This is a genomic window from Sediminibacterium goheungense (assembly GCF_004361915.1).
In the GTDB taxonomy this organism is placed as follows: domain Bacteria; phylum Bacteroidota; class Bacteroidia; order Chitinophagales; family Chitinophagaceae; genus Sediminibacterium; species Sediminibacterium goheungense.
The window spans coordinates 469,236-492,928 of the sequence record NZ_SNWP01000011.1 but is presented as its reverse complement, the minus strand read 5'-3'; the positions used below and the strand labels follow the sequence as shown (position 1 = coordinate 492,928).

General features: G+C 41.5%; 19 protein-coding genes and 1 riboswitch. Of the genes, 7 read left to right on the top strand and 12 right to left on the bottom strand.

Annotated features, from left to right (window positions below):
• Positions 1-10 precede the first annotated feature (10 nt).
• Positions 11-598, top strand: a complete 588-nt coding sequence (locus BC659_RS09785) for a hypothetical protein (protein ID WP_133474578.1) — start codon at positions 11-13, stop codon at positions 596-598.
• Positions 599-608: 10 nt separating this feature from the next.
• Entirely contained in the window at positions 609-2,426 is a 1,818-nt protein-coding gene (gene uvrC / locus BC659_RS09780; RefSeq protein ID WP_133474577.1) for an excinuclease ABC subunit UvrC, read from the top strand.
• Positions 2,427-2,645: 219 nt separating this feature from the next.
• On the opposite strand, the gene porN is transcribed toward uvrC, so the two are convergent.
• The 7 genes from porN to BC659_RS09745 all read right to left on the bottom strand — a co-directional run bounded on the left by porN (position 2,646) and on the right by BC659_RS09745 (position 11,549).
• On the bottom strand, positions 2,646-3,692 hold the full coding sequence (porN, locus tag BC659_RS09775; protein WP_162847403.1) for a type IX secretion system ring subunit PorN/GldN: 1,047 nt from the start codon (positions 3,690-3,692) through the stop codon (positions 2,646-2,648).
• A gap of 95 nt (positions 3,693-3,787) precedes the next feature.
• On the bottom strand, positions 3,788-5,341 hold the full coding sequence (gene porM, locus BC659_RS09770) for a type IX secretion system motor protein PorM/GldM (RefSeq protein ID WP_133474575.1): 1,554 nt from the start codon (positions 5,339-5,341) through the stop codon (positions 3,788-3,790).
• Positions 5,342-5,395: 54 nt separating this feature from the next.
• A complete protein-coding gene (gene porL / locus BC659_RS09765) occupies positions 5,396-6,145 on the bottom strand; it encodes a type IX secretion system motor protein PorL/GldL (RefSeq protein ID WP_133474574.1) in 750 nt (249 codons plus the stop codon).
• 55 nt (positions 6,146-6,200) lie between these two features.
• Positions 6,201-7,484: a T9SS ring complex lipoprotein PorK/GldK gene (porK, locus tag BC659_RS09760; protein ID WP_133474573.1), complete on the bottom strand. Its 1,284-nt coding sequence runs from the start codon at positions 7,482-7,484 to the stop codon at positions 6,201-6,203.
• 188 nt (positions 7,485-7,672) lie between these two features.
• Entirely contained in the window at positions 7,673-9,727 is a 2,055-nt protein-coding gene (locus BC659_RS09755; RefSeq protein WP_133474572.1) for a thioredoxin domain-containing protein, read from the bottom strand.
• Between the two features lie 69 nt (positions 9,728-9,796).
• Entirely contained in the window at positions 9,797-10,594 is a 798-nt protein-coding gene (locus BC659_RS09750) for a uroporphyrinogen-III synthase (protein WP_133474571.1), read from the bottom strand.
• A gap of 25 nt (positions 10,595-10,619) precedes the next feature.
• The gene (locus BC659_RS09745) at positions 10,620-11,549 is read right to left on the bottom strand and encodes a DUF4271 domain-containing protein (protein ID WP_162847402.1); all 930 of its coding nucleotides are present in this window, start codon (positions 11,547-11,549) and stop codon (positions 10,620-10,622) included.
• Between the two features lie 125 nt (positions 11,550-11,674).
• Between BC659_RS09745 and hemW the strand changes: the two genes are divergently transcribed.
• On the top strand, positions 11,675-12,802 hold the full coding sequence (gene hemW / locus BC659_RS09740) for a radical SAM family heme chaperone HemW (RefSeq protein WP_133474569.1): 1,128 nt from the start codon (positions 11,675-11,677) through the stop codon (positions 12,800-12,802).
• Between the two features lie 391 nt (positions 12,803-13,193).
• Here the strand turns inward: hemW and BC659_RS09735 are convergent, their stop codons facing one another.
• From BC659_RS09735 to BC659_RS09715, 5 genes are all read right to left on the bottom strand, one after another.
• Positions 13,194-14,201: an NAD(P)H-dependent glycerol-3-phosphate dehydrogenase gene (locus BC659_RS09735; protein WP_133474568.1), complete on the bottom strand. Its 1,008-nt coding sequence runs from the start codon at positions 14,199-14,201 to the stop codon at positions 13,194-13,196.
• Positions 14,202-14,434: 233 nt separating this feature from the next.
• A complete protein-coding gene (locus BC659_RS09730; RefSeq protein WP_133474567.1) occupies positions 14,435-15,784 on the bottom strand; it encodes an efflux RND transporter periplasmic adaptor subunit in 1,350 nt (449 codons plus the stop codon).
• 36 nt (positions 15,785-15,820) lie between these two features.
• On the bottom strand, positions 15,821-17,284 hold the full coding sequence (locus tag BC659_RS09725; RefSeq protein ID WP_133474566.1) for a TolC family protein: 1,464 nt from the start codon (positions 17,282-17,284) through the stop codon (positions 15,821-15,823).
• Between the two features lie 84 nt (positions 17,285-17,368).
• Positions 17,369-18,541: a trans-sulfuration enzyme family protein gene (locus BC659_RS09720; protein ID WP_133474565.1), complete on the bottom strand. Its 1,173-nt coding sequence runs from the start codon at positions 18,539-18,541 to the stop codon at positions 17,369-17,371.
• 7 nt (positions 18,542-18,548) lie between these two features.
• On the bottom strand, positions 18,549-19,898 hold the full coding sequence (locus BC659_RS09715; protein WP_133474564.1) for an APC family permease: 1,350 nt from the start codon (positions 19,896-19,898) through the stop codon (positions 18,549-18,551).
• A 198-nt stretch (positions 19,899-20,096) separates the two neighbouring features.
• A riboswitch (cobalamin riboswitch) is annotated at positions 20,097-20,358 on the top strand.
• Positions 20,359-20,472: 114 nt separating this feature from the next.
• Here BC659_RS09715 and BC659_RS09710 point away from each other — a divergent pair.
• The 4 genes from BC659_RS09710 (at position 20,473) to BC659_RS17130 (ending at position 23,638) form a co-directional block, all read left to right on the top strand.
• Positions 20,473-22,386, top strand: a complete 1,914-nt coding sequence (locus BC659_RS09710) for a TonB-dependent receptor plug domain-containing protein (protein WP_133474563.1) — start codon at positions 20,473-20,475, stop codon at positions 22,384-22,386.
• Positions 22,387-22,442: 56 nt separating this feature from the next.
• Entirely contained in the window at positions 22,443-22,661 is a 219-nt protein-coding gene (locus BC659_RS09705; protein WP_342775730.1) for a cysteine-rich CWC family protein, read from the top strand.
• A gap of 93 nt (positions 22,662-22,754) precedes the next feature.
• Positions 22,755-23,333 (top strand): MarC family protein, encoded by a 579-nt coding sequence (locus tag BC659_RS09700; RefSeq protein WP_133474562.1) that lies wholly within the window; start codon positions 22,755-22,757, stop codon positions 23,331-23,333.
• A complete protein-coding gene (locus BC659_RS17130) occupies positions 23,321-23,638 on the top strand; it encodes a DUF2752 domain-containing protein (RefSeq protein ID WP_133475126.1) in 318 nt (105 codons plus the stop codon). The genes BC659_RS09700 and BC659_RS17130 overlap by 13 nt, the downstream gene beginning before the upstream one ends.
• The last annotated feature ends 55 nt before the right edge of the window (positions 23,639-23,693 follow it).

Genomic DNA, 23,693 nt, shown 5'->3' with positions numbered 1-23,693 from the left:
ATTTTACAACATGAGAATACAGCTGGTTATTTATTTACTGATAGGTGCTATGACTTTCTCCTGCGGGGATACGAAAACACCTGATACTGCCATTCAGGCCTCACCCGATAGCACACATTTTTTTTCTACTACAAGTTTTTATGAAGAACAGCTGAATCAGGTGAAGTTTTTTAAGAAACCGATCTATTATGCAATAAGGATGAATGATGATACTGATTCAGGCACTTTAAGTGTTGAATCTTTTATCAAATATGTAGATGAGTTTCTTCAAAAGGATATCAGCTCACCTGATCGTAAAAAACATTACCGAGAAACTGTTTTCCAGGATGCTGGCACCAACAGTTATACCCTGAGCTATACAGCAGTTGACAAAGAAATGCCCGTTCAGGGTGTAGATATTCTTTTGGATGAACAAAGCAATCAGGTAAAACGTATATTCATCCGTTCATTCACCACAAAAGGCGATACCAGTATTCAGGAAAGACACAACTGGTATGCTTTTAAAAGTTTTCAGATCAATCGAACAATCAGCATCGGAAAAACGATAAAAGAAGAATTAACGGAAGTAAGATGGGGAAACCGTTCAGACGGAGAATGAAGGAGCCATTATGACACAACAGGAGTTTCAGCAACGTGCACATACCATTCCACACCAACCCGGCATTTATAAATATTATGATGCAGACGATGTTTTATTATATGTAGGAAAAGCCAAGGACCTGCGCAAAAGAGTAAGTTCCTACTTCTCCAAAACCTTTACTACTTATAAAACCCATGAACTGGTCCAACGCATCAGAAAAATTGAGTTCACTATTGTAGATTCGGAACAGGATGCTTTTTTACTGGAGAATTCTCTCATTAAAGAATACCAGCCTCGTTTTAATATCAACCTGAAAGACGATAAGACCTATCCATATATCGTTATTAAAAAAGAACCCTTTCCGCGGATTTTTCTTACCCGGAAAAAAATAAACGATGGTTCTGAATACCTGGGTCCTTTTACCTCTGCCGGTAAGGTACGCGAACTGATTTCCTTTATCAGACAATATATTCCCTTGCGCACCTGTAAACTCAACCTTACAGAGCATAATATTCAGAAGGGCAAGTTTAAGGTTTGTCTGGAGTACCACCTCGGCAATTGTAAGGGTCCTTGTGAAGGGTTACAGGATGCCCTGGCTTATGCAGAAGGCTTACAGCAGGTTCGTAATATTTTAAAAGGTAACCTGGGTTCTGTCATCACACATTTTAAAGCACAGATGCAGCAGCATGCTTCGGCACTGGAATTTGAGAAAGCTGAGCTGATGCGTAAAAAGATTGAACACCTCGAAAGCTACCAGGCCCGTTCTGTGATTGTGAGCAGACATTTGAGTAGTCTGGATGTTTTTGCTATACTAAAAGATGATGAACTGGCTTATGTAAGCTATCTCATGGTTTCGAACGGTACCATTGTACAAACGCATACGGTTCCACTCGAAACCAAACTGGAGGAAACAGAAGAAGAAGTACTGAGCTTTGCCGTGAACCGAATCAGAAACGACTTCAACAGCATGGCTACTGAAATCATAGTGCCTTTTGAAATCGAGTATCCCGATACGGAGATTACGATTACCATACCAAAAGCTGGAGATAAAAAGAAGTTGCTCGATCTGGCAGTGAAAAATGTAAACTATTTCAAAGAAGAGCTTAGAAGAAAAAAAATACTCCACCTCGAAGGCAGTTCCGATATAGAAAAGAAAAAAGTTTTGTACGAATTACAATCCTACTTACACTTACAGGAAGTACCTGTGCACATTGAATGTTTTGATAACTCCAACTTTCAGGGGGCTTATCCGGTTTCTGCTATGGTATGTTTCAGAGACGGCCTGCCAAGTAAAAAAGACTACCGTCATTACAATGTAAAAACCGTGCAGGGCATCAATGATTTTGCCACGATGAAAGAAGTGGTGTTCAGAAGGTATAAACGCTTACAAACAGAAGACCTGCCCTTACCTCAACTGGTTATTATTGATGGCGGTAAGGGGCAGTTAAGTGCCGCCATGGAGAGTATTCATGAGCTGGGACTCACCGGTAAGCTTACCCTGGTAGGACTTGCCAAAAATGAAGAGGAAATTTTCTTTGCGGGAGATACCGCTTCTATCAAGTTACCATGGGATAGCGATAGTTTAAAATTGGTTCGCCGTATTCGTGATGAAGTGCATCGCTTTGGTATTACTTTTCATCGCAACCAAAGATCACGCGGAACGTTTAAAAATGAGTTGGAAAACATCAACGGAATCGGCAAACAAACAATCGATGCTTTATTAAAAGTGTTTAAATCAGTGAAAAATATCCGTGAGGCTGAAAAAGAAGCACTGGTGAAAGTAATCGGCCTGAAGAAAGCCAGCATCTTACTGGATGCTTTTGCAGAAGAAAAGGGAATGGATTAAAAATAAAAAAGGGGTCAGGATAGAAATCCAACCCCGTTTTTAAAATCCAATATCCTATGAAAAACCGTGGTAAAGTTAAGCATTCCCCTGAATTTACCAATAATCCTTGCTCAAAAAATATAATATAAGCTTTTTTTAATCGAAAAAGGAGCCCCGGGGGCTCCTTTTTCGATTAAGTTATCTCTTACTATAAGCTATCAGCCATAGTTCATACGCTAATTAATACTGCCACACGTCCTGTTCAAAGTTAAACAGGCGTTCCTTAATGTTTTCACCTTCCAGTAAGCGGAACAGTGGGTCTTTGATCAGTGCTGCCAGGAAGCGGTCACTTGGGTTATTAGAGCTGGTTTTTACGATATAACTGGAGAAAAACCGGCTTTCAAACAGCTCTTCCCAGGTCATACGACCCGCATAGTTCTTCGGATTGTACACATTGTACTTGGTCAGCGTTTTACGCATTTCAGGGTAATAAATCCAGAAAAGGGTTCTGGGGGTTGATTTCCCGTTAATGATCAGTTTGGCTACCGGTGCAATACCCAGTATACGTACAAACATACGGCTGGCTTCTTTATCGAATATCCACTGCTCTTTTACACGGAATGTATAAATAGAATCCGGGTTGGGTGCAAATTTGGTATCATAGATCACCGCTGTATCCACCACATTCGGGTTATCGGCATTCTGTACCAGTTGGGTATCCAGACGGCCTTTCAGCATTTTCATAATATCATCATAGCTCAGGGGCTTGGTAAAACGGTCGTCGCCTCCTTCTGCAGAGAAAGCCATAACGCTGTCGTTTTTAATAGCACTCAGCATGATGGAGAAGAAACGCTGGTCGCCCATATCATCCTTACCGGGATACATAAATGCCTGGTTTACTTTTTCACGGGCATCAATTTCTCGCCAGATAAATTCACTGAATAACTGATCATCTTCACGCAGGTGTTCATATTCCAGCGGACGTTTTTCACGCGTCTGGCTACGGTCGGCTGCTGTTTCATTACGTAAACTTCTGGGAATCACTTCTCCAAAACCACCTACAATCGTAGTATCGATTGTTTTGGTAGGTTTAACAGTAGCTGGGTTCACAGCGGGTTTAGCAGCAGGTTTCGTAGTATCACGCCCTGTAGTAGCTGTATTAGCTTTATTAGCCGAGTCGGCTTTCGGACGGTTATTATTGTTCCTGTTGCCCAGGTTAAACTGTGCCATGGCGGTGGTACCCGCCAGCAATGAAACCGTTACGCACAATAAAAATGTCTTTTTCATGTGTTCTCTTTTATTGATTCTGGTCACATGTAATTCGCCAATAAACCTTGCTTTTATAATCAACATGGGTTATGGCTCATTTCATAATCACTGCTTTATTGCAAGATGAATGTAATGTTCTGATCTATTTTCCTGGTTCCACCACCTGGTTGCTTCAGTTTGATTTCACCAATGGTTACTGTTGTACCCGGCTGACAACGCTTGATGAGGTTCATGGCGTCTCCGCTAAACGAAGGACCATTTACTTCTGCAAACTCAGGCTCATCAAAACCTTTACCGGTACAAATCAGCATATAACTCAGTACTTCGAATTTTACACCTTCAAAAACGAAATCACGTAAATCAGCAATTACTCCTTTCTGTACTCGGAATACGTTTGCGTTCATAGTACCACCTGCACTTCCACCTACAATAGCAATCGGATCAGGAACCCTTTTTACAGGAATATTGATACGCTGTGTATTTTTCCCGTCAGTTGCATTTACTACTACTGTGCCGAGTTGTTGTGGCACTACTATATATTGTCCGGCACCTTCTTTACGCATGGTAACATTGGTACCTTCAATATTTACTTTTACTTTCTCATCACCACCACCGCCGGTTACACTTAATACGTTATCGAGTCCCTGATAAAACACACGGGTTTTATCGGTCGAAACCACCAGACCAGAAGGTACACCTACTGTATAACGTACTTCTTTTTCTACAACGGCAGAAGTTCCGTCGGGTTTCAGGTAAGAAATACGAACTTTCTTTACACCTGCACCCGAATTGCTTACGCGTGTTTTATACTCAGCAGCACCTTCCGCATTTAACGGAACGGCTGCACCATCTACAGTAATCGTTGGTTTGGCTGCTTTACTAAAAGCACCGATACCTGCTGTAATCACCAGTTCTTCACCCGGCATCAGGTACTGAGAGTTGGTACCTGCAAAAGCCTGGAATTCATCATAAATCAGTTCTACCTGACCAATCTGACGATGACAATATTCTACTGCCTGTGATTCACTGTTCTTTACATCATTCTGAAACTTACTCAGAATGGTAATGGCAGCCACAGTAGGCGTCATGTGAAAGTATCCATAAGCCCAGTCACCCTTACCTGCTTCGCTGCTGGTAGGGAGTGGTGTAAGATCCAGTGGCAATGATGCTGCTATTTCTTTCGCCATATCAGGATCAATTTCCAGTAACTGTTTTTTGAAAGCTGTTAGCTTATCAAACAGTTCCTTACCTTTTCCTTTTCCGTTAGGTGGCTCAGAAATAAACATTCTGGTAGCAGCATCCAGGTTATCTTCTTTATAAGATTCTTTCCCATCCTCACCGATAGTAAGACCTGATTCTTCCTTCAGTTCTTTTTTCAGTGCCTCCATATAAGTATATATATCAGCGGCCAGTTTTTTTGCCTGTTGTGCCTTAGGCAGCCACAGCATGGCTTTTTCCCTGGTTTTCGGATCTTCTATTTTTGCCTGGAACGACCTGAATACTTCCTCATTTTTCTTCTCCACTATACCACTCGCTGTAACCAGGCTCCTGTCTACCGTTTTAAATGCGTTCAGAATTTCAGATGATACATTCAGTGCCAATAGTGCTGTTAACACCAGGTACATCATGTTAATCATCTTCTGCCGCGGTTCCTTTGGTAAAGCCATTTATCTTAAATTTTCAATACTGTTTTTAATAGGTTTCATCTGGATACACCAGGTTTATGCACGGCCCTGCATTGCAGTGAGCATATTGCCATACACCTGATTCAGTTTACCCAGGTTGTTGGCCAATGCAGCAATCTGCTCTTTTGCTTTCATGGCGTCATCTGCACTGCTAGACATAGCAGCAGATGCCTGTGCCAGTTTACCATAGAATTGATTCAGGGCTTTCAGGTGATTGTTGCTTTCCTGTAATTCCAGTTCATAAATGGTATTGAGTGATGACAGGTTTTTGGTTAATACCTGAACCTGATCATGAAACTGTTTGGTGCCTTCAGAAGCTGCATTGAAACCAGCCAGTGATTGTGTAGCACTATTTACTGCTCCCGCTACAGCAGATAATGCAGCAGTAGCTTCCTGAGTTTTAGCAGAGAAATCGCCGGTAGATTTTACCACATTGCTGATCTCTCCCATATTTTCTACGGTGGTACCTAATTTCTGAAAATTAGCACTCAGTTTAGAGAGGTTGGCAGGAGTAATATCTGCCTGTTGTAACATGTCATCCAGGCTTTTTAAAGCCGGGTTACCTGCAGCAACCGCTACCGGTGCCGGTGCACCCATATCGGGCGGGGGCAAAATAGCATATACAACAAAGATTAGCGCCTCGGTAGTCAGACCAATCTTCAGTGCCCAGTCGGCCCATGACAGGTGAAGAATTTTTGCCATAGCACCAAAGATTACCACTGAGGCACCTAAACATACAATTACGTTTACAATTCGATTAGTAGCGGGAGAAACACCTGAGGCCATAATATTGAATTTAGTTTTTTTAAGTTTTGAGGGGCTCGCCTTAGGCGAGATCGTTTTATCTTTTTGATTTTGGAGCGAGGTCAATTACACAACGGAAACCGATATAAGATTTTGCTGTATCCTGGTATTCATAGTTACGTGTGCTCACCTGCAGATAATAAGCAATGTCTTTCCAGCTACCACCACGTACCACTTTACGCTTCATACGGGGCAGGTCTGAATCGGCTGCTTCAATTCTTACATCAGGACTGAGGTCTGACATAAAATTGTAAGAACCTTCATAGAAATAAGAACCGGTCCACTCGGCTACGTTGCCTGACATATTATATAAGCCATAGTCATTGGCCCAGTAAGCATCAGCTTTCACCGTATAGAAACCACCATCTTCAGGATAATTACCACGACCGGGTTTGAAGTTGGCCAGCAGACAGCCCTTTTTATTTCTCAGGTAATAGTTACCCCAGGGATACATAGAATTGGTTCTACCACCACGAGCTGCATATTCCCATTCGGCTTCACTTGGTAAACGATAATCACCATCTACCGCTATTTTCTTCTGCTCAAACTTGGCATTCTGGATATGCGTTCTCCAATGACAGAAAGCTACAGCCTGCTTCCAGGTTACCCCTACAACAGGGTATTTACCATAAGAAGGGTGCGCAAAATAGCGTTTGGTCATGGGTTCATTATAAGAATAAGAGAAATCTCTGATCCATACCAATGTGTCTGGATATACTTTCTCGTCATACTTAACAATAAAGTCTTTACGGGGTCTGTCGGCATTCTCGCGCTTGGCAGCTTCAGCCAGATTGAAATATTCAACCTTGTATTTCAGTTTGCCCGGGTCAATTTCATTTCTGCCAAATAAACGGTTATCGGGAGCGAGGTTCAGTTCATTGAGTTTTTCAATAGTGGCTTTGTCGTACTTCACGGTTTTCATTTTCTTCCAGTCAACCGCAGAAGTATCATCTTCCTTATTGATGCCACCACCAAAGAGTATTTTATAAGTAAGCGAGTCACGTACCCAGTTTACATACTGACGATACTGGTCATTGGTAATTTCAGTAGCATCCATCCAGAAACCAGGAATAGACATAGATCTGTTCCTGTTGGTATAATTGAAACTGATATCCTCATCGCTTGGTCCCATATGAAAGGTTCCGGGTGGGATATACACCATGTTAGGAGGGATAGTCATACTGGGCCTGGCTGTTGGTGCTACTCCATGTAACATACCATCGTCTGGTAACCCCTTCGACTTTTTGCCTTTATTCAGAAAACACGAACTCATGCTTAGCGTGAATACGGCCAGGGTAATAGTAGTTAAATAACCTTTCATCTGATCAAACTGATTTATGACAGTGACAAATATAAGTTTAGAACTGTAGCGAACTACAGTTTTCGAATTGAAAAACCAATAATTTCACAAGGCGGGTAAAGATTGAACTCAGTAATGTTCCGGTTTTGTTTTCACGAACTGATATGGGCTTGAAGCCACTGTCAGCCAGCAAATTACCGTAATTCTTGTTACACATTTGCTAAAAAATCAATTATTTTATCAGTAGTATAATCACTACAGCTAAAATTCTGGCAGATGTATAGTCTTATGGTCCCGTCCTCAGGCATTTTTCCTGCTAATAACGGGAAATCCCCCTCTTTAGTTTCTTCTGTCTGAACTATTTTATTGGGTACATACTTTTCCAACACAGCAGGAAGGTAGGCCCCCGCTCCCGGTCCCATAAGGGCTACTTCCTTCCAGCCTGCCAGTTCAGCCTGCATAACCATGGCCCATAACCCGAAGGAAGTGGGGTATTTTACAATGGCCATACCCAGTCCTGCAAGCATACGATTCATCCTGTCTAGCCAGTCTTTCCTGTCGAAAACCCTTCCCAGATACTGGAGGTTGGCGGCCATCAGTGCATTACCACTGGGTGTGGCCCCATCGTATACTTCTTTCTTCCTTACAATAATATCCGACTGACCTTCCATGGTATAAAAATAGAATCCGGTTTTCGCCTCACTAAAATGCAGGTTCACCCCTTCAAGCAGGGTTTGGGCCTTTAGCAGGTAGGATGCATTACCTGTTATTTCCTGTAATTGTATATACGCCTGTATCAGGCATGCATAATCATCCAGAAAAGCCGGTATATGGGCTTTCCCTTCTTTACAGGCATGCATCCATTTGCCATCAGCGCTATTTGACAACGACTGCTCCAGAAAAACGATATTTTTTTCGGCTATTAACCGATACCGGCTCTCGCCCAATATGGCATATGCCTGTCCATAGGCCGTATTCATCAATGCATTCCATCCCAACAAATGCTTATCGTCTAATAATGGACGCACCCTTTGGTTGCGGCGTTGCCTGAGTTTGTTTTTTAGGGTATCGGCTTTCCTCAGCCATTCGGCTTCTGTAAGCCCATGTGCTTCCGCAAACTCAGCTGGCTGCGTACATACCCTTAAAATATTGGTTTCTTCCCAATTACCTTCTTCTGTTACATCATAATAGGCACAAAAAAGTGCTGCATCCTCACCCAGCACTTCTTCTATTTCTTTCTTCGACCAGGTATAAAATTTCCCTTCCACCCCTTCACTGTCTGCATCCAGTGCACTATAAAAACCCCCATCCGGATGCATCAATTCATTTTCCACAAATAAGAGTGTTTCCCGAATAGCCCTGGCATATTTAGCGTCTTTTGTTAAGGCATAAGCTTCACACATCGCCATTACGATCAATGCATTGTCATAGAGCATTTTCTCAAAATGCGGTGCCAGCCATTCTGTATCGGTACTGTACCTTGCAAAACCACCTCCTAACTGGTCGTAAATACCTCCATCAATCATTTTATCAAGACTGAGCAATGCCTGTTTTTTAGCCGCTTCATCACCCTGAAAATGAAAATGCCTTAACAGATAACGGATGGTTTGGGTTTGAGGAAACTTGGGTGCATGCCCAAAACCACCCCATTCGGTATCGGCCTGTTTCAACATATTAGCCGCGATATTTTCAATCGTTTCAGTGGCTTTGATCCAGTCTGCTGTATTTACCTGCAAACCAAATGAATTGGAGCTGCGCAGGTGTTGTGTAAGTTTCTCTGCCTGCTGGTTAATTTCTTCTCTCTTTTCAGTATAAGCTTTGTATAACCCTTCGAGTACTTCTCTCCATGAAGGCCTGTTATGCGCCCTCACCGGCGGAAAATATGTACCCCCGTAAAAGGGTTTGGTGTCTGGTGTGAGAAACACATTCAATGGCCATCCGCCGCTTCCTGTCATGGCCTGTACAGCATCCATATAAATATGATCCAGATCGGGTCTTTCTTCACGATCGATTTTGATATTGATGAAATACTTATTCATGATGGCCGCCGTAGCTTCATCTTCAAAACTCTCCCGCTCCATTACATGACACCAATGACAGGCAGCATAACCGATACTTACCAATATGGGCTTATCTTCTTTTTTAGAAAGTGCCAACGCCTCTTCTCCCCAGGGATACCAGTTTACAGGATTATGCGCATGTTGTAATAAATACGGACTCGTTTCATGGATTAGCCTGTTGGTATGTTTTGTACTGTCTGACATATACTGAATTTGAGTACTAAAATAAAAACCCCTGCATCAGCAAGGGTTTTTTATCATGAGATGATGAGTTTATTTTTTTGTCTGTGTTGAAGACAGGAACTGGTCTAGTGCCGATACCATACTGGGTCTCTGAGGAGAAGGTACTTTTATCTCCAGTTTCAGACCCGCATCTTCTACTGCTTTTGATGTATTGTTTCCGAAAGCACCAATCACGGTTCCGTTTTGTTTAAAGGAAGGTAAGTTATCAAAAAGACTCTTCACGCCACTGGGTGTAAAGAAACATATGACATCGTATTCAGCACCTTCAATAACCTCTTTAATATCATTACTGATGGTTCGATACATGAATGCCAGTTGAAATTCACAGTTGTTCGATTTCAGCCAGTTTACAATTTCATTGTCCTGCTGGTTCTCACTGCACACATAAAGAAACTTCTCATTCTCTTTGTGCTTGTTGATCACATCGAACATACTCTTATTGGTACCATCGGCACCATAGAACACTTTTCTTTTGCGATAGAGAATAAATTTCTGCAGGTAAAGTGCTACCGCCTCGGTTATACAGAAATACTTGGTATCCTGTCCGATAGTAACTTTCATTTCCTCACAGGTACGGAAAAAATGGTCAATGGCATTCCTGCTGGTGAAAATCACCGCAGAATAATGCATGATATCAATTTTCTGTTTGCGAAATTCTTTGGCGGGAATCCCTTCCAGTTTAATAAAGGGATGAAAGACCAATTCAACCTGATATTTCCTTTCCAGATCGAAATAGGGCGATTTCTCGCTTTCGGGTCTGGGCTGTGAAATCAGGATCTTTCTCGAGGTCTTAGGGGTACCTGCTTTTTTAGCTCCGTTCTTTACCATGCTTGCTGTCTGAGATTTTGCAAAATTAAAACCTTCCATTGATATAATCCGACATCAGCTTATATAATAACATCAACGGAAGTATTTCAACGGCGCAAAGGTAAAGAAAAAAATGTAATGCGTTCACTTTCAATGTGTTCCTGATCGTGGCGAAGGATATTATATATCGATATAATAACAACAGAACCATCAAACCCAGGGAAACGGTGAGGGACACTTCCCTGATACCGGGTTTGGCAAAAGCCATAAGAAACAGAAAAGGTATCAAAAGTACCCCCAATACCTTGTTCACCAGAAACACGGTAAAAGTATAGTTCAAGGCTGCTTCTTTTGAGTTAAATACCCAGCCAGAAAATTGCAGAAATATAAATTTCCCGAGATATACCACCGTGAGCAAGGCTGCACCAAAAAAAACAATATGCCAGAAAGGATAATCCAGCCATTCTTTGTTTCTGATAACCAGTGCACCATAAATACTGGTACTGATAATAAAAAGCAGGTTTACAAATAAGGAACCCAGGTTATCCTGCAGTAATTGATCTCTTGTTTGTTTTTGCCTTAAAGAGGTTTGTAAAAATAAAACAAAAATATTCTTGAAATAACGGGGAAAGGCCGAACGCACAAATGCCAGTAAAAGCACCACACCCATCAACAAATAAAACATATCATCCAGGGTTCTTCTTTCCCTGAAATCCGAAATCATAAAAAGGGGCTTCTGGGTTAAGGGTAAAAAAGGATGGGTATTGTATTTTCTGTAGGTACTGGTATCTGTAAGAGGGCCCGTTGGTATGCCTGCTAAAACAAGGGAATCTGAATGAAGACTATCAGCAATCCGGAGAGAAGTATCAGCAGCCTGCAAGCTGTCGGGCTGTTGCGGTTTTACCGACACTGTACTGTCTTTTTCTGCAATAGCCGGGGCCTTGCGAATGGGGGTATCTGTCTGACCTGTACCCATAAAAAAGGAAAATATTCCCGCTAGTACCAAAAAAAAAGGCTTCAGCAAATTCATTAGTACAAAAATAAGCTTTTACAATATCTGTAAATCAGATAGCCCCCTCAGCTTACCTTATCTTTGCAAATATGTCGGGCATTTATATTCATATTCCCTTTTGCAGAAAAGCCTGCCATTATTGTAATTTTCATTTTTCTACATCACAGCAATCAAAAGCCAGTCTGGTAGCTGCCATAGCAAAAGAAGCCATCATTAGAAAAGCATACCTTACCAACACAGTATCTACCATTTACTTCGGCGGAGGTACTCCTTCTCTTTTAACAGCTGAAGAACTTTTATTAATCAAGCAAGCCCTTTATTCACATTTCGCTGTAGAAGCGGATGCTGAGGTTACACTGGAAGCCAATCCGGATGATATTACTCAGGAGAAATTAGCGGAATGGAAAAAGGCAGGTATCAACCGGCTGAGTATTGGTATACAGTCGTTTTTTGAGGAAGATCTTCAATGGATGAATAGGGCACACAATGCAGCGCAGGCTAAGCATTGTATTATACTGGCTCAAAAAGCCGGATTCACCAACCTTACCATTGATCTGATATACGGAACGCCGGGGCTGAGTAACGAAAGATGGATCGCTAATATTCAAACAGCTATTGCGTTAGAGGTTCCACATCTTTCCTGTTACGCATTAACGGTTGAGCCAGATACGGCGCTTGACAAACTCATACAGAAAGGGAAAAAAGAAACCACTGACCAGACAATACAGGCTGAACATTTTGAGCTATTAACCAAACATCTGGATACTGCAGGATTTGAGCAGTATGAAATTTCGAATTTTGCGCGGCCCGGTTTCCGGAGCAAACACAATAGCAGTTACTGGCAGGGAAAGCCCTATCTCGGACTTGGTCCCTCAGCTCACTCCTTTAACGGTACCACACGCCAATGGAACATTTCAAACAATGCATTGTATATTCAAAGTCTGGATAAGGGACTTGTACCATCTGAGGCCGAGCAGCTCACAGCCGAACAGCAACTCAATGAATACATCATGACCAGCCTTCGCACCATAGAAGGGTGTTCGATGGAATGGATTGCAGAAAACTGGAGTTTACAAAAAGTTGAGGATGTTTTAACAGCAGCTAAAAAATACATTGACGATGAAAAGTTAAGTTTCACTGATAACCGCTTACTACTCACACAAAAAGGAAAATTTCTGGCTGATGGAATAGCTGCGGATTTGTTTCAGTTGAGTTAGCTGTAAGTCATTACCATCCGGAGAAAAAAGCTGTGAGCTATGAGCTTATGGCTCACATTTACGGTCATTTTAGACTTTTGTCTGTTAGTTCAATAAATGATAGGCTTGCGAATTATTTTTTGAACGATGTCAGTTCAAAAATAATTAATACATACAAATAGATGATTCTCCCCTTCAAATTCAACTTCATAAAACTCAAAGCTCGTGGCTCATAGCTCAGCGCCTATTTTTCAGAGTGTTGTTTGTAGCGCGAAAATCAAGAGTGATGTTCAGAATGATGCCACAGTTTCCGCAGAAGGTTTACACCTATTACCACACCAAGCAGTATCAGGAGTACCATGGGGCTTAATAAAGTAAATGAAACTGGCATACTATAAAGTTACCACTTTTTCTATACCAGAACTCCTTCTATTTTCTTAAATCCATCAGCGGCAGGGCGGTGGTTCCAGAGTATTTCATAAATGGTTGACGCTATGGGCATTAGGGCTTTTACCGTTTGGTTTGTACGGTAAACACATTTGGCAGCATAATAACCTTCTGCCACCATATTCAACTCTAACTGGGCCGATTTTACCGAATACCCCTTACCGATCATATTGCCAAAAGTTCGGTTACGACTATAAAGCGAATAACAGGTTACCAATAGATCACCCAGGTATGCAGAAGCTGCATAATTGGGTGTAAGAACAGCCGGCTGCGTTTCTGTTTCACTCAACTGACGAAGAAAACCAACCATTTCTTTGGCACTATTGGCAATATATACACTCAGAAAATTATCGCCGTATTCAAGTCCGTGAGCTATACCCGCACCCAATGCGTAAATATTTTTTAATACAGCTGCATATTGTACCCCGGTTACATCATCATTCACTACTGTATTGATGTATTCAGTTGTAAAATCTTTGGCGATCGCTTCCGCACTAGCATGGTCTTTTCCGGAAAAAGTAAGGTAAGATAACTTCTCTGATGCCACTTCCTCCGCATGGCAGGGCCCCAGCAGTGCAAAGTATTGATCAACAGGCACCTGATAATGCTTCCATAGATATTCGTGCAATAATTGATTGTCTGTTGGCAGAATGCCTTTAATGGCAGATATGATTTTTTTACCTGTTAGTTCTGCAGGTACCAATTGTCCGAATACCTGTTCGGCATGAGCAGAAGGTACAGCTATCACCAGTGCTTCAGATGCAGCCACTACTTCATGAATATCACTACTCAACCGTAATTGTTGTGGGTTAAAATAAGCAGCACTGAGGTAATGCGGGTTGTGCTTTCTTTTTTCCATATAGGTAATGGTTTCCGCATTTCTTACCCACCAGAAAATGGTATGACCATTATCGGTCAGCATCTTTGCCAGTGCCGTAGCCCAACTACCACTCCCTATGATTCCATACTGCATATAGTAAGCATTGTTCAAATGCAAACATACGGAAATGGTAAAGTTCATCCTTACTTGAGAACTGTGAAAGACCGAGAGTCCAGCGTCCGGAAGAAGGTTCTTTATCTTTCCGGCATCTTTCTTAGAAAAGAAGAAGCGTTATCGCTTAACAGCAATAACGCTTCTTCATATGATACACACTTTATCTTTCTATCTCTCTGACTTCCGGACATCGGACTTTCTGTCTTCCAGTCTTACTCTTTCTTCTTCTCTTCAAACAACTTATCCTTCGCTACAACTTCTACCATATTACCGTCTTTCAGAATTTTACTCACGGTATTATACGGGCCTGTCACTACCAGATCCCCCTCATTCAATCCTTCTGTAATTTCAATATAGTTGAGATCCTGAATGGCTGTTTTTACTTTTACTCTTTTTACTTTCTTGTCTTTACCAATCACAAATACCACTTCTTCAACAGCCTCATCATCTGCCGGATCATTGTTGGATGGACCATCATCTGTTTTTGATTTTTTTACATCGCCCGATCCTTTCTCACGGGTAGTTACAGCGTTCAGTGGTACAGACAATACATTCTCTTTGGTATTGGTTTGAATATCTGCACTGGCTGTCATACCGGGGCGAAAGGGGAAGGCCCTGCCTTTTACCACCATATCCTTATAACTTTCAGGAATCAGGCGGATATGCACTTTATAATTTGTTACTTCTGTAGTACTGGTGGTAGCTGTTGCCTGGGTATTGGGGTTGGCAATTTTGTATACCAGACCTTTGAACTTACGATTGGTATAGGCATCTACTTCCACCAATGCTGTATCGCCCAGTTTTACTTTGGGGATATCATTTTCACCAACATCCACCCTGATTTCAATACTACGCATATCAGCTACGCGCATCATTTCGGTACCGGCCATCTGTGCTGTACCTACCACACGCTCGCCTTTTTTAACAGCCAGTAAACTGATCACACCATCCATAGGTGCCACCAGTGTGGTTCTGGAAAGATCTTTATTGGCCCTCGCCAGTTGCGCTTCGGCACCCATAATAGATGCTTCTGTTCCTTTTAAACCCTCTTTGGCAGCATTGTAATTGGCTTCTGCAGTACGATAAGCCTGTTCTGCCTGATCGTATTCCTGCCTTGAAGTTACTTTTTCAGTATATAGTTTTCTTTGTCTTTCAAAAGCTGCTTTGGCATTATCCAGTGTTGCTTTTAAACCCGGCAAGCTGGCAGTAGAATTGGAAAGTTGCGCTTTTGCCTGATCTACCCCTGCTGCTACCTGATCGCGCTGTGTAGAATAAATATCGGCATAAATTCTTGCCAGTATCTGACCCTTTCTTACACTATCGCCTTCATTTACATTCAATTCAACAATTTCACCACTCACATCCGGACTTACTTTCACTTCAATTTCAGGGTATACTTTACCACTGGCATTTACGGTTTCAATAATGGTTCTGGTAGCAGCTTTTTCAGCTGATACTTTCAATCCTTCTTCTTTACCGATTACGCCTGCTTTCTTGAGTCCGATAAAGCCTCCCACCACAACAACCAATCCGATAATCGTCCAAATTAATTTCTTATTCATAGGTATTGTATTTCTGTTTTTTGTAAAAGTGGGTTATCAGAGTTTTAGTCCCTGTCCTTTATAAAATTCCAGCACTTTCATTTTAAACACATAATCATATTGATTGGCCAGCTGTTGTACTTTGGCCCGAAGCATATTGTTCTGATTGGTGATCAGATCAAGCGAACCAAGCAACCCTACTTCATAACGTTTCAATGCATAGTCGTAAGCTTTCTGCGTACTAGCTACTGTTTTTTTACTGGCATTAAATTTTTCCAGTGCTGCTGTTGCATTGTTATAAGCTGTATAAATATCCTGTTTCAGTTTGAGATCGGCCTGTGTTTTTTGTAGCTCCACTGTTCGCAGGTCAAGCTTCGAACGCTGGTACGCTGTTTTTGCCTGCCCGCTGTTGAAAATGGGTATAGAAAGATTGATCCCTACATTCTGACCAAAGTTGTTGCTGATCTGATTAGACCATCCTTCCCATAAACCCCCAAAACCTCTGCTGCTTTGAGAAAAGCGATACAAAGGATTCTGTACATAGTAGTCTACGTTGCTGATGGTAACTTTCGGTTCTGCACCTGTAACAGGGCTATAACCCAGAAAAGTAAATCCGGTTGTTTTTTTGAATGAATTGGAAAAGTTGGTGGCCAGGTTACCTCCGAAGCTAAGGGTAGGATACATCTGCCCCTTGGCCGCGAGTATAGATTTCTGGGCTGCTTTGATCCTGAAATCATTTGCTTTTTGTAAAGGCTGTGAAGTAAGGGCCAACTGATACACCAATTCGGGCTGTAAATCACCAAAACTTTCAAGGGGTATACTTTCGACCGGTGGAAATTCCAGTTCAAAACCAATGGCCGGATCAAGACTTAATAAGCCTTTCAGGTTCAGGATATTCAATTCATAACCGGTAAGCGCCGTTACGAAATTACTACTGTCGTTGGCCAATTGGGCTTCAATCTCTGCCAGATTAAGTTCCGGCAACACCCCTGCTTCTACCCTTTTCTTTGTAATCTCTAACTGGGTTTGAGATTGCGCTATCTGCACTTGTGTAATTTTCACCTGTTCTCTAGATGCCAGTACCTGCAGGTAAAAGTTGGCTACGTTCAATGAAATATCATTGGCCGTTCTTTCTACTTCTGCCAGGGCAGCCTGTGCATTAAAAACAGCTGCTTTGATATTGTTTTTTATAGCACCTCCATTATAAATCTGGATACTGGTATTCAAACCGAAATTCTGGTATAAAAACTGGCTGGTCGAGAACTGGTTGGTTGTTGGGTCAATAGATCTACCAAAACGCACACCCGTTCCTGAATTCATATTAAGGGATGGGTATTGGCTTAACTTTGACTGATGTGCAAGCAGGGCACTGATTCTTGCCTGTACATCAGCCTGCCTGACAGAGATATTATTCTGCACAGCATAATCAATACACTTACGCAGATCCCATTTTTCATTGGTAGTCTGAGCCTGCACCTGCACCAGTATGGCACATCCCAAAAGGGCAATTAACTTCTTCATATATAACAAAAATAACAGTTTCCCAACCAGTTAGATAATTTTCTGATAGGCGGAGTAGCAGTAAGGGAAACCGTTCATACGTCGTTATGAATGGTGCTTTATTACATCCAGCGCCTGAGAAAGGTCGGATATAATATAGTCTGGCTCCTCTAACCCCACATACAAACGCAAACTACGGTGTAATGCCAGCCCCGGATTAAACTGGTCTCTCGGCATACCCGCACATTTGGGTATAATGAGCGATTCATGTCCACCCCAGCTAACAGCCATCAGTATGTGTTTCAAGCTGTTACAGAAATTTTCTATGGCTTCACAGGATTCGGTTTTCAGGATAAAAGTCAGTAACCCACACGCTCCTTTCATTTGCCGGCCCGCTAGTTCATATTGAGGAAATGAGGAGTCTAAAGGAAAAATAACCCTTTCTACCAGGGGATGGGTCTTCAAAAATTCAATTACAGCCTGAGTGGTACGCGTAATTCGTTCCAAACGTGCCGGTAACGTTCTGAGACCCCTGATCAACAACCAGGCGTTGAAAGGCTGGATACCGGACCCTATATTATTGTATTCACTATTAAAGATACGGGTTATCTGCTTACTGCTGCCGCTTAAAACACCGGCAATCACATCGCTATGACCGCTGATGTATTTTGTAGCCGACTGCAGTGTCAAATCAATCCCCATTTCATAGGGTTTCTGGAATAGAGGGGTACAAAAACTGTTGTCGCAGATGGTAACAATGTTTTTTGCTTTTGCAAGTGCTGCCACCGCTCGGAGATCCTGCAGATCAAACATCCAGCTATTGGGCGATTCAAGATAGATCACAGCTGTATTGGGCTGAATGGCTTTTTCAAAATTAGCAATATCAGTTCCGTCAATATAGGTAACCGCTACCTGAAAACGGGGTAATATTTCATCAAACATTTTCCTCGCCCATGTATAAGGTTCTTTCACACTTACTATATGATCTCCGCTTTTTACATTCGCTAGTACTGCTGCAAAAATAGCTGCAGCACCACTATTAAAAACCAGACAATCTTCAGCCGCATCTAAAGCCGCGAGTTTCCTGCGTAAAATTTCAACAGTTGGGTTGAGTCCACGACTATATAGCCAGGTAGCATATTCATCTTCAAAAGATCTACGCAGGTCATCTACAGTTTTAAAAGCAAAATTGCTGGTCTGTATAATGGGCGGAGAAACAGCCCTGAAATATTCATCACGATCTTCTGCCAGTTCATTCAAAATATAAGAGAGTTCCATACAAATGCTATTGTGATTTTTCGGTAACAGGTTTCCTGAATTTGGTACTAATGAAATAAATCAACATAAAGCCCAGCAGTACACAGAAACCAACAAAGGCAGTGTCAGGCGTTTGCATAGCAATACTGATGCCTACAAACAAATAAGCACTCATAAAAATGAGCGGCATCAGCGGAAATAATTTCATTTTAAAAATACCTGTTCCATCCAGGTGGCGGGTTCTTTTTCTAAGAATAAAAATAGTAGCACTGGATGCTACCATACCAAAGCAATCCAGAAAAATGGTAAAGTTGAGTATCTTATCAAAAGTTTGCGCAAAAAATAAAATCACAATACACATCGCAGCGAATACGGTGAGTGAAAAAGTAAATACCTGATTCTTTGGATTTTGTTTTGCAAAAAAAGAAGGTAGTGTTTTTTCCTCACTCATGGCATACATTACCCGGGGGTTACTCATCAGCAATGCATTTACATAAGCGAGAACACCAAAAAATAAAAAGAAAGAGAAAATATCTGCACCCTTTGCACCAAAGGTTCGCTCCATCACCACATAAGCTATTTCCCGTTCCCCTTTCATTTGGTCGAAACCTACAATGCTGTAATAACTGAGGTTCACCAATAGGTACAGTACAATGATAATAGCAATACCAATAAAAATACCCCGCGGAATGTTTTTGGCAGGCTGGTTTACTTCATTTCCAAAATTGATGGTTTGCTGATAACCCCCGTAGGTAAATGATACCGCAATAAGACTGATGCCCAGACTCTGTACCCAGCTCATAGATTCAACACCGGTTGATGTTGATGTAGTTACTGCCGCTACAGCACTCTGCTCATGCGGAAAGAACAATGCCAGAATCAGTACTACAATCATCCCTATTTTAATCAGCATCAGGATATTCTGCGCACGTGAACTCATTTTCAGTCCCATCAGGTTAATACCATAAAAAAAGATAATGGCTGCGCAACTGATCAATGCTTTATCAATATCCGTCCATGCACTACCAGGAAATAGTTTGGTAATATACCCGCTGCCAATCAATGCCACAGCACTTAAACTGGCTGCATTACTGATCAGAATAATACAGTTAATGGCAAAAGCGATGCTGGGATGATACGCATAGGAAAATACTTTGTAATAACCACCTGTAACCGGATAACGACTACCAATTTCGGCATAGGTAAGTGCCCCGCAAAGAGCCACAAAGCCACCCAATATCCATGCGGTAAAATATACCGAAGGTTCAATAGCATCTTTGGCACTGGTAGCTGCTGTTCTGAAAATACCCATCCCAATCACCAGCCCCACAACGATCATGGTAAAGCTAAAAAGATTCAGTTTTTGATTTCCCTGCATATGAATTGTATGATGTGGTGTTAAATGTAAGGAAAGATGGCAGATGTCAGATCGCAGATATCAGATATAAGTATACAAAGCCACTAAAAATATCGTAACTTACGTAGCCACATATTTATTGCCATCTGCCATCTGCTATTCAAATATCTTTTCCCCACCAAAGTGTAAAACTTAATTTCATAATCATCTGCTGCCGCCTACTTTTGTGCAGTATTTGGTTCCCGACCCGTCGGGATTAAAAGGGAAGTCCGGTGCAAATCCGGCGCTATCCCCGTAGCTGTAAGCTCTGATAGTGAGCAGTGAGTAGTCAGTAGTGAGTAATATTTACACTCACTACTGACTACTCACTATTCACTCAAATCCACTGCCGTTTCTACTAACCACTGTCCCCACAAAACGGGATGGGAAGGTTCAACAGCAGAGAGCAAGCCAGAAGACCTGCCACATACAGACGATCATTCACGGCTTTCGGGTGAAAAGCATGGAATGTAAATGCTGTCTGCAGCGGCTATTTATGTTTCTCCGTTTTTTATGTTTCCTGAAAGCTCATTGTTCAATTTTTTAACCAATAACAATGAGCAGAAAAATTACGCTCCTCGCATGCATGCTTACGGGTACTACCCTGTTTGCACAGAAAGACACTGTTACACTCGATGAAGTAGTGGTAACGGCCAACAAACTGGAACAAAAACAAAGTACTACCGGTAAGGTAATTACTGTTATTACCAAAGAACAGATTGAAAAAAGTGGCGGCAAAACCATTTCGCAATTATTAAATGAACAGGCAGGTATTACCATCAATGGTGCTTTTAACAATACCGGCAGCGTACAAACCGTATATACCCGTGGTGCTTCACCGGGACGTACGCTGATATTGATGGATGGTATTCCATTAAATGACCCATCTACCATCACTACCGATTTTGACCTGAATTTTTTCTCTGTAAATGATGTGGAAAGAATTGAAGTGTGTAAAGGTCCTCAGTCTACTTTATATGGCAGTGATGCGATTGCAGGTGTGATCAATATCATCACTGTAAAAAAAGACACGAAAAAGCCATTCAATATCAAAGCAACCCTGAGCCAGGGCAGCCTTGGTACATCCAGAAACAACGTACAGGTATTTGGCAAAGCCGGTAAACTTACCTATACTACCCGTTTCGCAAGGCTGTTTACCAATGGTTTTTCTTCTGCCTACGATAGTACAGGTGTACGTAACTACGATAATGATAAATACGACGGTACGGTATCCAGTGGTCAACTATCTTATCAGGCCAGCCACCATCTGGCTTTCAAAGCCTTTCTGATGTATAGTCAGTATAAAGCAGGAATTGACGCTGGCGTATTCGCAGACGACAGAGATTATAACATCCATAATAAATCACTGATCACCGGAACCGGTTTTCAATATAAAAAAGGTCGCGTTGCCATTACCGGTAATTACCAGTACAGTGAGCTTACCCGCAATTACCGAAACGATAGTGCACATAAAACCAGTACTTGGTTTGAAGACAACACTTATTTCGGTAAATCACAGTTCATTGAATTGTATGCCAGCACCAGATTAGGTAATGGATTTACTTTGCTTACCGGCGCCGATTACCGTTACAGCTCTTATAACCAGAACTACTTCTCTGTAAGTGCATTTGGTCCGTTCAAAAGTCAGTTCAGAGACACTTCCTTATCTCAAACAGCATTATATGCATCGGTTCTTTTCAACAGCCCTTATAAAAAACTCAATATAGAACTAGGAGGCCGCTACAATGATCATTCACGTTATGGTAATAACAGTACTTATACCTTCAATCCGTCTTATAGTTTCAATGATCATTTACGTGTATTTGGTAGTATTTCAACAGGATTTAAAGCACCTTCTCTCTACCAGTTGAGTTTAAACAGTAAGCTGAATGCTGAAAAATCTGTAAACTATGAGGCCGGTTTTAGTATACAACAGCAAAAATTCACCACAAGGCTTGTGTATTTTAACAGAAGGATCAATAATGGTATCGATTACAACTATATCACCTTTAATTATTTTAATTATGTAAAACAGACGGTGAACGGTCTTGAATGGGAACTGGCAGCCAGCTTAGGCAAAGCAGGTTTTAGCGCCAACTATACTTTACTATTAAGTGAAGAAGTAACACAAAACCGGCTCACTACAAAAGATACCGTTACCTACGATTATCTTTTACGCAGACCCAAGCACCATATTAACCTGTCTGCCAATATCGACATTTGTAAAGGACTCAATATCGCAGTTACAGGGAAATATGTAAGCAGTCGATTTGATATCGGAGGTTATCGCCGTGCCGATATTTCTTTGCCATCCTATTTTATTCTTGGCGCATCTGCTGATTATGTTTTAAATGAACGAGTTCGCTTTTTTGCAGATGCGCAAAATATTACCGGTAAAAAATTCTTTGATGCAAGGGGTTTTAACGCCATACCCTTCCTGTTTAATGCGGGGGTAACGTTTAACTGGTGAGAAGTGAGTAGTCAGTAGTGAATAGTGAATAATTATTTTACTATCAACTGATCATCATGATGCATAAACATGAAATAAAAAATTGCCCGCGATGCACGAAAACATTTGAGTGCAAAGTAGGCAATATTCCGGCCTGCCAATGCAGCGGTCCCAAACTAACACACGAAGAAAGAGTTTATATAGAAAGTAAATTCACAGACTGCCTATGTAAAAACTGCCTCGAAGCACTCCAGTTTGAGTACAAACTGGTCAGGAATCATGTGTTTAGGTTTTAGAGAGTAGTGAGTAGTCAGTAGTGAGTAATTTTTCACTCACTACTGACTACTCACTACTCTCTTTTTCTTATCTTACCCTCAAAACCACCCAACATGACCTTCCAGCTGGATCATTTACTGACGACTACCTTTACTTTGTTTGCGGTAATTGATATTGTCGGATCTATTCCACTACTGATTTCGCTGAAAGATAAGATGGGGGGCATCAGGTCTACACAGGCGACGTTGATTTCAGGCCTGTTAATGATTCTGTTCCTTTTTGCCGGAGAGGCATTTTTGAAGATACTGGGTCTTGATATCCGTTCTTTCGCGGTAGGTGGTTCTGTTGTTATTTTTTTACTGGGTCTTGAAATGGTACTGGGCCATGAAATTTTCAAAGGCGATAAAGATGCCAAATCCGGTTCAGTAGTTCCTATCGCTTTCCCTATTATTGCAGGTAGCGGTACACTCACAACCGTTATGTCGCTCAAAGCCAATTTTGAAGAATTATATATTTTGAGTGGAATACTCATAAATCTCATCGTAGTATACATAGTTTTAAAGTCATTAAAAGTTATTGAAAAAGCTTTGGGTCCGGCTGGCTTATTAGCAGTTCGTAAATTTTTTGGCGTAATACTACTGGCTATCGCAGTCAAGATCTTCAGCAGTAATATTGCCGCATTTGGAAAATAATAGCTATCAGAAAGATTTTTACATACAATGAGCTGATTTTTTGGGTAAGCGCCCTCTTACTGCTTTATTTTCTACCAGGTTATAAAGATGGGCAGTCTTTATGTATATCTACACTGCTGAAGCTGGGCAAATGCCCTGGCTGTGGTATCGGTCACTCCATTCATGATGCACTTCATTTTCGCTTCAGCAATTCTTTTCAACAGCATCCATTGGGAATATTTGCTATTATCATTATATTTATACGGATAAAGCAAATCATCAAAAATACCCTGACACCAAATGAAATGAGCCATAACAAATGCTGATACAAAGCGGATGGTTATTGGCGAATTCCATGTGACCAAAATCAATAAAAATTAG

What these genes read in the sequence shown, in the direction of transcription:
- porK (WP_133474573.1), bottom strand. Translation starts at nt 7,484, where the DNA reads ATGAAAGGTTATTTAACTACTATTACCCTGGCCGTATTCACGCTAAGC.
- porN (WP_162847403.1), bottom strand. Translation starts at nt 3,692, where the DNA reads ATGAAAAAGACATTTTTATTGTGCGTAACGGTTTCATTGCTGGCGGGT.
- BC659_RS09705 (WP_342775730.1), top strand. Translation starts at nt 22,443, where the DNA reads ATGATGCATAAACATGAAATAAAAAATTGCCCGCGATGCACGAAAACA.
- BC659_RS09735 (WP_133474568.1), bottom strand. Translation starts at nt 14,201, where the DNA reads ATGCAGTATGGAATCATAGGGAGTGGTAGTTGGGCTACGGCACTGGCA.
- uvrC (WP_133474577.1), top strand. Translation starts at nt 609, where the DNA reads ATGACACAACAGGAGTTTCAGCAACGTGCACATACCATTCCACACCAA.
- porL (WP_133474574.1), bottom strand. Translation starts at nt 6,145, where the DNA reads ATGGCCTCAGGTGTTTCTCCCGCTACTAATCGAATTGTAAACGTAATT.
- BC659_RS09720 (WP_133474565.1), bottom strand. Translation starts at nt 18,541, where the DNA reads ATGGAACTCTCTTATATTTTGAATGAACTGGCAGAAGATCGTGATGAA.
- BC659_RS09725 (WP_133474566.1), bottom strand. Translation starts at nt 17,284, where the DNA reads ATGAAGAAGTTAATTGCCCTTTTGGGATGTGCCATACTGGTGCAGGTG.
- hemW (WP_133474569.1), top strand. Translation starts at nt 11,675, where the DNA reads ATGTCGGGCATTTATATTCATATTCCCTTTTGCAGAAAAGCCTGCCAT.
- BC659_RS09755 (WP_133474572.1), bottom strand. Translation starts at nt 9,727, where the DNA reads ATGTCAGACAGTACAAAACATACCAACAGGCTAATCCATGAAACGAGT.
- porM (WP_133474575.1), bottom strand. Translation starts at nt 5,341, where the DNA reads ATGGCTTTACCAAAGGAACCGCGGCAGAAGATGATTAACATGATGTAC.
- BC659_RS09730 (WP_133474567.1), bottom strand. Translation starts at nt 15,784, where the DNA reads ATGAATAAGAAATTAATTTGGACGATTATCGGATTGGTTGTTGTGGTG.
- BC659_RS09715 (WP_133474564.1), bottom strand. Translation starts at nt 19,898, where the DNA reads ATGCAGGGAAATCAAAAACTGAATCTTTTTAGCTTTACCATGATCGTT.
- BC659_RS09700 (WP_133474562.1), top strand. Translation starts at nt 22,755, where the DNA reads ATGACCTTCCAGCTGGATCATTTACTGACGACTACCTTTACTTTGTTT.
- BC659_RS09750 (WP_133474571.1), bottom strand. Translation starts at nt 10,594, where the DNA reads ATGGTAAAGAACGGAGCTAAAAAAGCAGGTACCCCTAAGACCTCGAGA.
- BC659_RS09785 (WP_133474578.1), top strand. Translation starts at nt 11, where the DNA reads ATGAGAATACAGCTGGTTATTTATTTACTGATAGGTGCTATGACTTTC.
- BC659_RS09745 (WP_162847402.1), bottom strand. Translation starts at nt 11,549, where the DNA reads ATGGGTACAGGTCAGACAGATACCCCCATTCGCAAGGCCCCGGCTATT.
- BC659_RS09710 (WP_133474563.1), top strand. Translation starts at nt 20,473, where the DNA reads ATGAGCAGAAAAATTACGCTCCTCGCATGCATGCTTACGGGTACTACC.